The organism is Syntrophales bacterium (genome assembly GCA_023228425.1).
Taxonomy (GTDB): Bacteria; Desulfobacterota; Syntrophia; order Syntrophales; family UBA2210; genus MLS-D.
This window is the reverse complement of sequence record JALOBE010000005.1, coordinates 21,880-36,496: the sequence shown is the minus strand read 5'-3', so window position 1 is coordinate 36,496 and position 14,617 is coordinate 21,880. Positions and strand designations below refer to the sequence as shown.

The following is a 14,617-nucleotide window of genomic DNA, read 5'->3' as shown; positions in this document are numbered from 1 at the left end:
GGCACGAAAGAATTTTGCTTTATTCAGTCGTTCAGTGGTTACGACATTACTCGATAAAAGTACGCCCTGTCAACAGACTTTTTTTTATTTTTTCTGTCAAGAAACCGCTCCCCTATCGTACATATCCCGCTATACCGTCGTAGCGATATCCTTTTCGCCTCTGTCCGCTTTCTTCGCTCAGGGTGGTTGTGTAGAGGTAGCGGCGGGTTTCGGGGTTGTAGAACCTGTAGAGTTCGCGGGTTTCCCGGATGGGCACGAGGGCGATGTTGCCTATGGACCCATGGAAGATATGGCCGGTTGCCTCGCGGCTGTCTCTCTCCTTGTCTGTGGTATAGAACCACGTGTTCCTCCGGGGGTCGTGCCAGGCGTACAATTCTGTGGTTCCCGGTGTACCGGGACTGAAGAGCGTAAAAGCCCGGTCTTCCCTGTGGTATCCCCGGAGGACCTCGTCGGAAAGGGTCAGGGCTTCGGAGAGATACAGGTGATCTTCTCCTTGTCGGTAGAGGTAGACCGGCATCAGGGCCGTCGTCCTCGCCTCTTTCACTTCGAAGAAGAGTTCCACCACTCCCCTGCCGCCGTCGGAATCAAAGAGAATGTTCTCACGGTACAGGCCGGCATCGAGTCCGGCGGGATTGATGATGAGGCTTACGTAGTCGGGAGATGTCCTGGTGGTGCCCCGGGCCGGCGATACCCGTATCCAGTTGCCTGCGGCTTTCTTGACGGCTGTCCCGTAAACCCGGAAGCCCTCGATCCGAAAGGGTCCTTCCCGTGCCGCGGTAAGGGTGAGAACCTGCGGGCCCGTCCCGAGATTCCCGGCAAGCATCACTTCCCTGCGCTCATCAGCAGGACCGGTACAGTCGATTTCAGCAAGGTAGGCGCCGTTTAAATTGACCTGAAAGGATCCCGCGTCGGGAGATGTAAAGACACCAACGGCGACGCCCGTTCCCTCAAAGCTGTAGGTAAGACTGTCCCTTCGGGAAAAACGTTCCGGATAGCCGCCTCTTCCCCGCCACCAGCCGGTAATCCTGACCGGATTCCCCGCCTGTTCCGGAGGGTTGTAGAATTGATCGTCACCTGCTTTCTCGTTGTACAGTGACATGAACACGCCACCGGGAAGCCTCATGTCATGAAAATAAACCCGCCGCCCCTGAACATCAGCGCTCCAGGAAAGCATCGACTTTCCCTCATTCCTGACGCTGACCCGAGGCATGTATGTTCTTTCCGGCTCAAGCACCCCCAGGTTGAGTACGCGGGGTTCCAGGCGAAGCACGGGCCGCGAAGTTTCGGTGGATACTTTGTAGGCGAGAAAGAGGGTCCGGTGCTGGTCGTCGAAGTGAAAGACCACCCGATCCCGGCAGGAACCCGCGGGTAGCCCGCGGTGATACAGGGCTGACTGCCCGGCCCCGGCCTCGATAACAAGTTCAAGGTCAAAGAGCTCGCTGCCGTCGGGAGTCTCCACCGGTGTTTCGTCAAGCAAACGAAGGGTGATCTTCAGAGTGCCCGTCGCTTCGGTCATAACACCGTTCAGAGGTTCCTGCCCGTAGCCTGCTTCCCATTCATCGGCCAGGTCAAGCTTCCAGGCAACGGCGTCGGAGCCGCTTCGGCGAAGATCGAACCGGCCCGTCGTTGTTTCACCCGGACCGATCGTACCGAGGTCTACAAGATGAGGGGCGACTCTGAGCCGGGCACGAGGATCGACAGGGGTTACTTCAATGGCGGCGCTCGCGCTTTCCTTTCCCGACTCGATCCGCTTGATCTCCGTCCACCCCGGTGATTGGGCCATAAAGAGACTGCTTCTTCCCTGAAAAGACCCTGCCGAGGGGTTTGAATTGATCCAATACCCCCACCGCGACGACGAAACATCACTCCTGGCCCCGTCGGACCAGACGGCCGTCGCCATCAGCCTCCGCGACTGGTCTTCGGGAAGGGTTATCTTGAGAGGGGTCAACACAACCTCCACCAGGGTTACCACGGTCATCGTCACCTCGATGACCCTGTCACCGCCGTTGGAGCGGATCACCAGTGCCCCCTCGTACTCACCCGCCTCAAGGCCCCGTGCGTTGACCCTGACGGTCAGGGACCGGCCCTCTCCCGACGGAATCGCGCTCCCGGCCGCGGATAGGGGAATCCTGTCATCGCCGGTGACGGCTCTGATCCATGGAACAGTGACTGACGCGCGCCAGGCAAGCGCTCCCGCACCCGTGTTCGTAATGACATATTGCAGTTCCCTGGACGCGTTCGCTTCCACCCGTCCCAGGGCGGCATCGGGGCCGGAGAGGGCTATAATCGGCCCCGCCGGCTCATCAACGCGCACCGGGATACTCTCGCTTCTGACTCCGTCCTTCTCGGCCGTCAGCCGGGCCACTCCCTTCGCGCGGGCCTGGAGAACACCCGGTTCAAGGAATTCGGCGACACTCGTGTTGTCGGAGATCCACCGCGCCTGTCCGGTCACATCCACCGTCCTGTCGTCGCCCGTCCTGTCGTCGCCGACCTGACCGGACGCCCGGAAAACGCGGCTCAGGCCCGGCGCCAGCGGCTCCGGCCGCGGGGGTTCGATGGTCAGGTACCGGACGACCCCCGTGCCTGTCGTGCGAGGCTTGTATTCTACGTGGAGGAGTACCGGGACGGCACGTGATTCGGCCCCCTCGCCGGTAATGACTACATGGGCCCGGTGTGTGCCTGGATCAAGGTTTCCGGAGTTGACTGTGACGGTGACCCTGTGGGGCGTGCTCGTGACGAACTGTCCCCCTGTCCGGTCAAGAACCACCCATGAAGAAGACGTCTCCAGGCGCCAGGGAGATCCTTCCACGCCCTGCGGGTAGTGAAAATAAAGGGGCAGTGAGGCCGTTTCCCCCGTCCCGATGGTCCCGAAGTCGAGAATGCCCGGCGTCGTTATGAAGGAAGCCTCCGTCCGGATTCCTTCATCGGACCGGGCCGTTGACAGGGCCGGAATCAGCAGGACCAGCAGGACCAGGACGGATGACGCCGACATGGATGGGATTCGTGGCAGAATCATGGAAACATACCCTCATAGTATCCCGGAAAAAGTAGAAGTTTTCTACTAACACAGGGGGGAACCATTGTCAAGCGGAGGGGCTTTTTCAGACAAAGGCCTTGACACGATTTTACGTATCCATATATAGTCAGCGAACTTTTGCCATGAAGAACAGTATGGACACCGATGAACTCAGACATATCGTAGCATTGACGTTGATTGACGACGTGGGGCCCGTGGCCGTCCGGAGACTTGCGGCGTACTTCGGATCCTGCCGCGCCGTGTTCAGCGCCTCGTCATCGGAGATCTCAAGGGTCTCCCGGATACAACCGGAAGCGGCCGCCCGCATCGGTATGTTTTCGTGCTGGAAACGGGTAGACGAAGAACTGGAACGGGCCCGGAAGCTGGGGGTTGATCTGGTCACTCCCGATGATGACCGCTACCCGGAGCTGCTGCGGAACATCTATGATTACCCGTCCCTGCTCTACGTGAAGGGGGATCTTTCCGGAAACGAAATATGCCTGGCCGTGGTGGGATCACGAAGGGCGACCGCCCAGGGTCTCCATACCGGCGACCGCCTGTCCCGTGAGCTGGCCCTCAGGGGCGTCACGGTCGTAAGCGGCATGGCCAGAGGTATCGATTCGTCGGCACATCGGGGCGCGCTGTCGGTCCGGGGCAGAACCATTGCCGTTCTCGGATCGGGGCTGGATGTCATCTATCCTCCTGAAAACACAAAACTCTTCGAGAGCATTGTCGCCCAGGGGGCAGTTGTTTCCGAATACCCCTTTGGATCATCCCCCCTGGCACACCATTTTCCCCGACGGAACAGGATCATCAGCGGTATGTCTTATGGTGTTGTCGTTATCGAGGCCGCCGCAAAGAGCGGATCCCTGATCACGGCGCGCATGGCCCTCGAACAGGGCCGTGAGGTCTTTGCCGTTCCCGGCAGCATCGAATCCGGGATGTCCCGGGGGACAAACACCCTGATACAGGAGGGGGCAAAGCTGGTTCAGGGCGTTGATGACATTCTTGACGAGGTGAGGTCCCAGGTACGGCAAGAACGCCACGATCCCGGGGAAACTTCCGTCGACGCCGTCCCGTCAGGGCCGGACCCTGTCGACGGAATCCCTCACGTCGACAGAACAGACGACGAATCAGGGAAAGAACAGAAGGCCATTCTCCGGTTCATCGGCGGCAGCCCCGTTCATTTCGACGATCTCGCGGAGCAGTCGGGCATTGCCGTCGATCGGCTGCTCGACCGCCTTCTGACCCTTGAGCTGAACGGTCTGATCAAGCAGTTACCGGGATGTTACTATATCAACCAGGAGTAAGACAAGTATGCCTTCGACACTGATTATCGTGGAATCACCCACGAAAGTAAAAACCCTGAAACAGTATCTCGGATCCGGCTACACCATCAAGGCATCCGTGGGACACATTAAGGATCTTCCCAAAAGCAAGCTCGGCATCGATATCGAGCATGACTTCACGCCCACGTACACCGTCAAGGCGGAACGCAAGAAAACAATGGCCGAACTGAAACAGGCGGCTCGATCGGCGGACCGCGTCCTGCTCGCTCCCGACCCGGACCGGGAAGGAGAAGCCATCGCCTGGCACATCGCCGAGGAAATCAAGAGAAAGGACAAAAAGATATTCCGTGTCCTCTTCGGCGACCTGACGAAAAAGACCATCCAGGCGGCCCTGGACAACCCCCTTCCCCTGGATGAAAACAAATACGAGGCTCAGCAGACCAGGCGCATCCTGGACAGACTTGTGGGCTATCAAATCAGCCCCATACTCTGGGAGAAGGTTCAACGGGGATTGAGTGCCGGCAGGGTCCAGTCGGTTGCCGTGCGAATCATCTGTGAACGGGAGAGGGAGATTCTGGGTTTTACAGCCGAAGAATTCTGGACTCTTTCCGCTCATCTGGAAGGCCGTTTTCCGCCCGCCTTCGAAGCAAAGCTCCTCAGGATCGACGGCAAAAAGAAAACCGTGGGCTCCGAAGCAGAAGCCGCCGCGATAGTCGCCGAACTGGAAAATGAGTCGTTTCGGGTGGAATCGGTTGAAAAGAAGGCAATAAAACGGCAGCCCGCTCCTCCCTTTACGACAAGCAAACTCCAGCAGGAAGCGGCTCAACGGTTCCGCTATTCGGCGAAACGAACCATGGCCCTCGCCCAGAAGCTCTATGAAGGAATCGAACTGGGGAGCCAGGGTCCCGTGGGGCTGATCACCTACATGCGGACCGACTCCGTCAGGGTTGCCGGCGAAGCGCTTGAAGAGGCCCGAGCCCACATTGCCGGTCGTTACGGCAGGGACTATCTGCCGGCCAGACCCCGGGTCTTTAAAACATCCAAGACGGCACAGGACGCCCATGAGGCGATACGTCCCTCGTCTCTTGCCTATCACCCCGAGGACATCAAAGAGTTTCTCGGAAGAGACGAATTCCGTCTGTACCAACTCATCTGGAATCGCTTCATCGCCTCCCAGATGTCCCCGGCGATCTACGATCGAACCACCATCGATATTACCGCCGGCCGGTTTCTCTTCCGGGCCCAGGGTGCCGTCATGACCTTTCCGGGCTACACCACTGTCTGGAGCGAGGCAACCCCCGACAAGGACCCCGCGGAAGACGGGGACGATCCGGACCACGCTTTGCCCCTTCTCACCGGTGGCGACGTGCTCAAACTTTTGAAACTCGATCCCCGTCAGAATTTTACCCAGCCGCCGCCGCGGTTTACCGAAGCATCGCTGGTCCGGGAACTTGAAGAGCGCGGAATCGGCCGTCCCAGTACCTACGCGGCCATCATCGGAACCATCCAGGACCGCAACTACGTCACGCTGGAAAAGCGACGATTCCGCCCCACCGAACTGGGCATGGTGGTGACCGACCTCCTGGTCGACAATTTCCCCGGAATTCTCGATATCAGCTTTACGGCATCCATGGAAGACAAGCTGGACCGCATCGAGGAAGGCTCCCTGAAGCGCGTGGATACCCTGAAAGAATTCTACGATTCTTTCAAGCCGGAACTCGAAAAGGCAAAATCATTGATGCGAAACTTAAAGAAAGAAGAGGAACCCACTGATATCATATGCGATAAATGTGGAAGTCAAATGGTTATAAAGTGGGGGAGAAACGGAAAATTCATTGCCTGTTCAAACTACCCGGCCTGTAAAAACACAGCCAACATCCGCACTGACGATGCCGGACGGGTGGAGCGCAAGGAACCGGAAGTAACGGATATCATCTGTGGGAGTTGCGGTAAAAACATGGTCGTCAAGGAAGGCCGCTTCGGCACGTTTCTCGGCTGTTCGGGGTATCCTGAATGTTCCACCACCCGTCCTATAGACACGGGCGTCGCGTGCCCCCAGGGGGGATGTTCGGGAATGCTCTGTGAGCGCAGATCGAAACGGGGCAGAGTTTTCTACGGCTGTTCCGCCTACCCCGCCTGCACGTTCGCAATCTGGAACCGTCCCGTCCCGGAAGCCTGCCCCCGTTGCGGGTCTCCCTACCTGGTTGAAAAGTACACCAAAGCCTCGGGCGCCTTCAAGGCATGCCCCGTCAAGGAATGCGGGTACAAGAAACCGGCCGGCGGATCTGCCTGAACTATGGAAAAGACAGTGAAAACCAGAGGAGGCGCGGGACTGTCCGTCACCGTCATCGGCGCCGGTCTTGCCGGCTGCGAGGCGGCATGGCAGCTTTTGTCCCAGGGTCTTCCCGTCACTCTGCTGGACATGAAGCCCCGTGACCTGTCCCCGGCGCACCGCTCTCCCCGCATGGCCGAACTGGTCTGCAGCAACTCCTTCCGTTCCGACAGTCCCGACAGCGCCGCGGGACTCCTGAAGGAAGAACTCTCTCGAATGGACTCCCTGATCATGCGGGCGGCCCGGGATACCAGAGTTCCCGCGGGGAAGGCCCTTGCCGTTGACCGGGAACTTTTTTCCCGGTTTGTCGAAGAAACGCTCCGGGCGCATGGGAGTCTGTCGGTTCGGCAGGAACAGGTCAGGAACATTCCCCGGGAGAGACCGCTGATCATCGCTACGGGCCCTCTTACGTCGGAGGAACTCGCCCTCTCCATAGCGGGCGTCACCGGTGCAAAGTCCCTTTTCTTCTACGACGCGATTTCTCCGGTCATCGAAAGCGATTCAATCGATTATTCCAAGGTATTCAGGGCGTCCCGCTATGAGGAAGGGGCCGGGGACTACATCAACTGCCCCCTGAACAGTGATACCTATGAGGCCCTTGTGAAGTCAATCCGGGATGGCGATGAAGTACCCCTGCGGGATTTCGAAGACAGGAAGTGCTTTGAGGGATGTCTCCCCCTTGAAGTCATGGTCCGCCGGAACCATGAAACACCTCGATACGGACCCATGAAGCCCGTCGGCCTGAAGGATCCCCGCACGGGCAGGCAACCCTGGGCCGTCGTACAGCTCCGCAGGGAAAACAACGAGGGGACGTTGTATAGCATGGTGGGATTCCAAACGAAACTCACCCGGCCGGAACAGAAACGTATTTTCAGAATGATCCCGGGCCTCGAGAATGCCGAATTCGCCCGTTACGGAAGCATACACAGGAACACCTATATCGACTCACCGACGCTGCTGGAGCCCTCACTGGAACTGAAAGGGCACGGGGGACTTTTTTTCGCGGGACAGATAACCGGAGTGGAAGGCTACATCGAATCAGCCGCCATGGGACTCCTGGCGGGCATCAACGCCGGCGCCCTCGCGAGGCGGGGCTTCATGCCGCCCCCTCCGCCGCCGGAAACGGCCCTGGGATCCCTGATTCGTCACTTGGGTACCCGAACAGGCGCCGCCTTTCAGCCCATGAACGTCAATTTCGGTCTTTTCCCGCCCCTTCCGGGAAGGATTCCCAGGAAAGAGCGGGGCCGTCATTACGCCCGCCGGTCACTGGAACACCTGGCACGCTGGCAAGAGCACGCCAAAGACTGACGATCCCCTTACATGTCGAAAAACGCCCGATAGAAGACGGCTTTGTAAAAGCTCCTTGGGCACGGCGCGCAGATCCAGAAGAATGCGGCGTACTGTGAAGTACGCCGCAGTGACGAAGGCCGGAGCGCAGTCAAGCATCAGGCTGTAGTGCCGGAGGCATGCCTCCGGCACCATTGTACGAAGCCGTCAAGGGTTGCGTTCGTGGATGATCCTCAGCCCCTCCAGCGTGAGCATTTCATCAACGATCCGGATATTTCTTGTCTCCGAGGCGATGACGCCGGCCAGACCTCCCGTTGCGATAACCGTGACTTCAGTCTTTGCCTCCAGCTTCATCCGGTCGATGATACCGTCGACCAGCCCGGCATAGCCGAACATAATGCCCGCCTGCATGCTGCTCACGGTGTTCTTGGCGATTATGTGTTCCGGTCTGGTGAATTCCACCCGGGGCAGTTTCGAGGCACGCTCAAAGAGGGCCTCCGTGGAAATTGAGATTCCCGGGGCGATGCACCCGCCCATGTACTGGCCTTTCTCAGTCACGTAATCGAAGGTTATTGCCGTACCGAAATCGACGATGATCAGATTTCCTCCGTACTTGCTGTGGGCCGCCACGGCATTGACAATCCGGTCGGCACCCACTTCCCGGGGATTGTCATAGAAGATGGGCATGCCCGTCTTGATGCCGGGGCCCACCACGCGGGGTTTTTGTTTGAAATACTTGACGGAGAGAGGTTCCAGGATGTTCAGCATGGGCGGCACAACGCAGGATATGATGATGGAGGTGATCGCTTCCGCTTCCACCTTTATGGTGTTCAGGAGTTCCAGGATCAACATGCCGTATTCGTCAACGGTATTGTTGCAGACGGTCCGGATACGCCACCACTGAACAAGTTCTTTTTTATCATACAAACCGATAACGGTATTGGTGTTTCCCACGTCAAGCACGAGCAGCATGACCGACCTTCCCCATTGTTTTTTGTTGTTTTTAAACAGGACCTGCGCCACCTGTCGATTCACGGAACCAGCACATCGCCTGCAAAAATCCGGTTCACACCACCGCCGCCGTCCCGGAGCAGGAGGCAGCCTTCCTCATCGATACCGATAACAGTGCCGGCCTCCCGGGTTTTCCTGTTTATTACTTCCACATATTTCCCCATGATCCCCGAGAAAGAAAGCCACTCTTTCCGTATGGGAGGAAACCCGTCGTCACGATACCGGATATACCAGTCTTCGAGAGAGCGGAACATCTTCAGAGCCACTTCCTCACGGATGACCTGTCCGGTGGCGGCCTCCCTCAGGGATATCGCCCCGTCCCGAATCGACTCGTCGAATTCTTCGCGGGTCATGAGAATGTTGATGCCGATACCGATGATGATACAGTCTATCCTGTTTCCGGTCACCCTCATTTCGGTAAGTATGCCCGCAACTTTCCTGCCCTGGACCTGAACGTCATTGGGCCACTTGAGACGTACCGCGCCCGGACAGTACTCCGCGAGAACCCGGGCCACGGCGACCCCCGCCATGATGGTTATCGACGGCGCTCGGGCCGGGTTGAATTCGGGTCGAAGTATGACGGAAAAATAAATATTGCGCCCCGGAGGCGACTGCCAGGCACGACCCGGAATGCGTCCCCTGCCGCTTAACTGGTGATCGGCAAGGACCAGTTCGCCCTCGGCGGCCCCTTCCCCCGCAAGTTTCAGGGCCAAGGTATTTGTCGAATCGACGGTTTCCCTGAAGTGAATTTTTCGGCCGATAAGTCTCCCGGAACACTGCTTCTCCAGAGCCGCTATTGAGGAACTGTCCATGACGATATCAGGGTGTGAGAATCAGGGAAACGTCGGCCGCCGTGACCGAGTGGGTCAGGGCGCCCACTGAAATGAAGTCCACTCCCGTGGCGGCCACATCGGCCACTGTCTCCAGAGTGACATTGCCCGATGCCTCCACCAGGGCCTTCCCCCCGATAAGAGCGACGGCCTCGGCCATGGTATCGAGGTCCATGTTATCGAGCATGATGATATCGGCGCCGCCTTCCAGGGCCTGACGGACCTCATCGAGATCGCGCGTCTCGACCTCGATGGTAAAGGCCGGCGGAACACCGCTTTTGATCCGTCGGATTGCCTCGACTATTCCGCCCGCCGCGACACTGTGGTTTTCCTTGATCAGCACGCCCCGGTCGAGGCCGAAACGGTGGTTCAGACCGCCGCCGACGCGGACGGCGTACTTGTCGAGAACCCTCAGGCCGGGCATGGTTTTCCTCGTGTCCAGCACGCGGACGTCGGTCCCCTTCACCGCCTCGACAAAACGCGAGGTCCTGGTCGCTATGCCGCACATCCTTTGAAACAGGTTCAGTGCCGTTCGCTCCGCTTCGAGAATGCTTTTCAATGAGCCCGAAAGGCGGGCCAGGTCCCGGCCCGGGCCGAGGCGATCTCCATCGGCGCAGAGGGCCTCGAAGGCGAGACTTCCGTCATGAACCAGGAAAACGTCCCTGAAGATATCTATGCCGGCCACAACAAGTTCACTCTTGGCGAAAACCCGTGCGCTTCCCTGCTCGCGGCCGGTCAGCAGATTCCCCGTCGTGACGTCCCCCGACCCGATATCCTCGTCCAGGGCTCGCTTGATACTATCAATCATTTCCATCACAACACCCCGATCAGGAAGCGGCGATATCGCCGATCTGCAGGAGAGCGTCCCGCAGGACGGCGCTTCGCGCCTTCAGGGCGTCGTATTTTTCCTGTTCCTTGACCACGATTTCCTCTGACGCCTTGGTTCTGAAATCCTGATTTTCCAGCTTCATGGAAACACGCTCCAGGTCGGCGTCGATTTTCCCCACTTCTTTCTCCAACCGTGCTTTTTCAGTCTCGACGTCGATGGCGTCACCGAGATACACGTATATCTTCAGGGGGCCCACAACAGCCACGGCGGCTCCCGTGACGTCCCCGGCATCGTTTACGGCGGCAAACTCGGTCAGGCCGGCAAGGTCGGTCACGTAGCGGTCTCCTCCGCGAAGTATTTCCATGGAGTCTCCATCGGGACAGAGCGCCAGTGCCCGGATTTTTTTGCCCGGAGGAACGCGCATGACACCCCGAATGTTACGTATTGCCATTATGACGTTTCGTATGAGGTCCATGTCGGCCGCCGCGTCGGGGTCGTCGAGACCGTCATCGGCCACGGGATACCGGGAGATCATCACAGACGTCCCGGTATCTGAAATTGACTGCCATATCTCCTCTGTTATGAAGGGGATGAAGGGGTGGAGAAGCTTGATGGATGTCCTCAACACCCGAAGAAGCGTCTGTTGCGCGGCAGCCCGGCTCGCTGAGCCTTCTCCGGAGTAGAGGACACCCTTCACGAGTTCAAGGTACCAGTCACAGAATTCGTGCCAGAAGAACTGGTAGAGTTCCGTGGCGGCGTCGTTGAAGCGGTATTCGTCGAGCGCGGCCGTCGCTTCCCGGACGGTACGGTTCAACCGGTCGCGAATCCAGCGATCACACAGGGAGTAGTCCTCTCCGGCGCACTCTTCCTTTTCATCATAATCCTCGAGATTCATCATGCAGAACCTGTAGGCGTTCCATATTTTATTGATAAAGTTCCGGTACCCTTCCACGCGGCTTTCAGACATTTTGACGTCCCGTCCCTGGGCGGTGAACGCCGCCAGGGTAAAGCGGAAGGCGTCTGCACCGAATCTGTCGATCATGTGCAGCGGGTCGATGATGTTTCCCTTTGACTTGCTCATCTTTTCGCCCTGTTCGTCCCGCACCAGGGCGTGGAGGTACACATTCCGGAAGGGCACTTCTTTCATGACATAGATGCCCATCATCATCATCCGGGCCACCCAGAAAAAGATGATATCGAAGCCCGTAACCAGCAGACTTGTGGGATAGAAGGTTTTCAGCGCCGGTGTTTCGTCAGGCCACCCCAGGGTCGAAAAAGGCCACAGGGCGGAACTGAACCAGGTATCGAGGACATCCTCGTCCTGCCGGAGGGTGTCTGCACCGCAGCGGGAACAGGCGGGCGGTTCGTCCACGGCCGCGGTGAGTTCACCGCAGGCGTCGCAATACCAGACGGGTATCCTGTGTCCCCACCATATCTGCCGTGATATGCACCAGTCCCTGATGTTTTCGAGCCAGTCAAAGTATGTGGCTTCCCACTGGACCGGAACAATCCTGGTATTTCCTTTCACGACGGCGGCTATGGATGTCTTTGCGAGTGCATCCACTTTCATGAACCATTGTTTCGACACCATGGGCTCCACGTTGGTCTTGCAGCGGTAACAGCAGCCGACGTTATGGCTGTATGGCTCCACTTTGAGCAGGTACCCCCGTGCCTTCAGGTCGGCAACCACATTGGCCCTGGCCGTCAGGCAGTCCTGACCGTGGTAGGGACCGCCGTTTTCATTGATAACGGCGCTTTCATCCATGATGGAGACTATCTGAAGATCGTGCCTCCGGGCCATGGCGAAGTCGTTGGGATCGGCCGCGGGGGTTATCTTGACGGCTCCTGTACCGAATTCACGTGACACATAGGAATCTTCTATGATGGGAATTTCCCGGTTCATCAGGGGCAGTATGGCTGTTTTCCCGACCATGGATCGGTACCGTTCGTCATCGGGGTTGACGGCCACCGCGGTGTCTCCCAGCATGGTTTCGGGGCGCGTGGTTGCCACGACGATCCCGCCGGAACCGTCGGAAAGGGGATATCGGATATGCCAGAGATTGCTGTCGGCCTGTTCGTATTCGACTTCGAGGTCCGATAGTGCCGTGTGGCATCGGGGACACCAGTTGACGATGTAGTCGCCCTGGTAAATGAGGCCATCGTGATACAGGCGGACGAAGACTTCACGCACCGCCCGGGAAAGCCCCTCGTCCATCGTGAACCGTTCACGCTCCCAGTCGCAGGAACAGCCGAGTTTCTGGAGCTGATTCAGAATGATGCTCCCGTACTTCTCACGCCATGCCCAGACCCGCTCCACGAAGGCTTCCCGCCCTATCTCATGGCGCGTGGTTCCCTCCCTGGCGAGTTCCTGCTCAACCACATTCTGGGTGGCGATGCCGGCGTGGTCCGTGCCGGGCATCCAGAGAGCGTTATAGCCCTGCATCCGTTTAAACCGGATAACCAGGTCCTGCAGGGTGTTGTTCAAGGCATGGCCCATGTGCAGCATCCCCGTGATATTGGGCGGCGGGATAACTATGGCGAATGGTTCCCTGTCGCTTGTGTCCTCGGCGTGGAAGAGCCGATTCTCAATCCAGTACCGGTACCATCGGGATTCCACTTCCCGCGGTTCATACGATGCACTTAATCTGTTTTTTTTCATTGTACCTTCCTGTTTCCGATTTGCCGTTTTTTGTCCGAACGGTTCTCTGAAGGTGATGCAGGCCCCGTCGGTGCCCGTCACCTTCCAAAACCGATAAGCAGCACATCTTTCAGCTTGCGTATGGCCGTCAGGGCGTCGGCTCCCGACAGGGGAGCGTAGGGCGCAAGCCTGCTCGAATCAAAGAAATCCGAACTCATAATATCGAGTGATGTTATTGTCATCACAGCCTTGTAGTTGGGGTGCCTGTAATCGATGTTCTCAACGAAAGGGCCTTCTTCAGTGTATCGGAAAACAGGCTCCTCTCCCCAGATCCCGACGAGGATATCATAGAGCGCGATGGCGAGGTTCAGTCTCGTTACAAGATCATTGGGGTAAAATTTCCCGTCGGGGTAAACCTCGAGGCCCTTGACCCCGATGGCGACTATTTTCTTTATCTCGTCGGCATAGGAGCAGCTTTGAATATCAGGAACATCCAGGGCGGAATCCGACGTGCCTCCATACTTGGCGAGCCCCCGGTACAGATCCTCGATCTCAAGCTCTTCCACCAGGAGGAGTGCCATCTGGCACCTGTTCACACGGTCCGCGATTACCACTTCCTCGACCTGGTCGGACAGGGGCCCCAGGACAAGAATCTGCTTCATCCGCTTCCATGCTTCGTCGGCCTGTTCGATGTACTCGTCGTTGAGGTCGAGAACCTTGATAAAATGCATCCCCGCCCTGCTGAACTCGTGATTCATCACCAGGGCACGACCCATGAAGTACCAGGCGGCCGATGACCGGGGATCGACGGCAACGGCGGACTTAAATTCCTGTTCGGCGCGGTCGATCCAGTCATTCCGGCGGCTCATGGTAAACAGCTGTATCTTCACGATATGGGTCAGGAGCCGTTCCCTGTCACGCCGGGCATACTGTTGCGCCTTCTCAACCGATTCAAAGGCGCTCTTCAGGTTTCCGCGGTGAGCGTTGACAAGGGCGATTCCGGCATGACCCAGGGAGGATTCCCGATTAAGCTGTATGGCCAGCGATAACTCCCGCTCCGCGTCATCGAGCTTGTTCTGATTTATAAGGACCATACCGGTGTAGGTGTGGTGCTCCGATGAGTCGAGAAAGCTCAAAGGTGTCCGTTCAGGCGACACGCAGGAACCGGCCGCCAGAATCAGGGCGATTGCGAAGAAAATCGCGGCGAACCGACAGGACCGCCGTGCGGTACGCAGTCTCCTCGTCAATCGCGGGAACGGGTGAGTGTCTGTTGTCATCCCTCCCCTCCTCCCTCAGGGATTCCGGCCGGACGGACGGGGCCATTGAACGTTCAGCGTTTAACCCGCGGCTGCGCATGAAGCACAGGCTGCATAATTATATCCATG

At 58.1% G+C, this 14,617-nt stretch carries 9 protein-coding genes; 3 read left to right on the top strand and 6 right to left on the bottom strand.

Annotated features, from left to right (window positions below):
• Window positions 1-112 precede the first annotated feature (112 nt).
• A complete protein-coding gene (locus M0Q23_02945; protein ID MCK9527602.1) occupies window positions 113-3,016 on the bottom strand; it encodes a hypothetical protein in 2,904 nt (967 codons plus the stop codon).
• A 143-nt stretch (window positions 3,017-3,159) separates the two neighbouring features.
• Here M0Q23_02945 and dprA point away from each other — a divergent pair, with 143 nt between their 5' ends.
• Genes dprA through trmFO form a run of 3 tightly spaced genes read left to right on the top strand, consistent with a single transcriptional unit; the run spans window position 3,160 to window position 7,945 of the window.
• Window positions 3,160-4,326 (top strand): DNA-processing protein DprA, encoded by a 1,167-nt coding sequence (gene dprA, locus M0Q23_02940; protein MCK9527601.1) that lies wholly within the window; start codon window positions 3,160-3,162, stop codon window positions 4,324-4,326.
• 7 nt (window positions 4,327-4,333) lie between these two features.
• Window positions 4,334-6,598 carry a type I DNA topoisomerase gene (topA, locus tag M0Q23_02935; GenBank protein MCK9527600.1) on the top strand — a complete coding sequence of 755 codons (2,265 nt, stop codon included), beginning with the start codon at window positions 4,334-4,336 and terminating at the stop codon, window positions 6,596-6,598.
• Window positions 6,599-6,601: 3 nt separating this feature from the next.
• Window positions 6,602-7,945 (top strand): methylenetetrahydrofolate--tRNA-(uracil(54)-C(5))-methyltransferase (FADH(2)-oxidizing) TrmFO, encoded by a 1,344-nt coding sequence (gene trmFO, locus M0Q23_02930; protein ID MCK9527599.1) that lies wholly within the window; start codon window positions 6,602-6,604, stop codon window positions 7,943-7,945.
• Window positions 7,946-8,131: 186 nt separating this feature from the next.
• On the opposite strand, the gene M0Q23_02925 is transcribed toward trmFO, so the two are convergent.
• The 5 genes from M0Q23_02925 to M0Q23_02905 form a co-directional block, all read right to left on the bottom strand.
• A complete protein-coding gene (locus tag M0Q23_02925; protein MCK9527598.1) occupies window positions 8,132-8,896 on the bottom strand; it encodes a type III pantothenate kinase in 765 nt (254 codons plus the stop codon).
• A gap of 59 nt (window positions 8,897-8,955) precedes the next feature.
• Window positions 8,956-9,747 (bottom strand): biotin--[acetyl-CoA-carboxylase] ligase, encoded by a 792-nt coding sequence (locus M0Q23_02920; GenBank protein MCK9527597.1) that lies wholly within the window; start codon window positions 9,745-9,747, stop codon window positions 8,956-8,958.
• 7 nt (window positions 9,748-9,754) lie between these two features.
• The gene (gene nadC, locus M0Q23_02915; GenBank protein ID MCK9527596.1) at window positions 9,755-10,579 is read right to left on the bottom strand and encodes a carboxylating nicotinate-nucleotide diphosphorylase; all 825 of its coding nucleotides are present in this window, start codon (window positions 10,577-10,579) and stop codon (window positions 9,755-9,757) included.
• 13 nt (window positions 10,580-10,592) lie between these two features.
• A complete protein-coding gene (locus M0Q23_02910) occupies window positions 10,593-13,253 on the bottom strand; it encodes a valine--tRNA ligase (protein ID MCK9527595.1) in 2,661 nt (886 codons plus the stop codon).
• A gap of 77 nt (window positions 13,254-13,330) precedes the next feature.
• A complete protein-coding gene (locus tag M0Q23_02905) occupies window positions 13,331-14,509 on the bottom strand; it encodes a hypothetical protein (GenBank protein MCK9527594.1) in 1,179 nt (392 codons plus the stop codon).
• Window positions 14,510-14,617 lie beyond the last annotated feature (108 nt).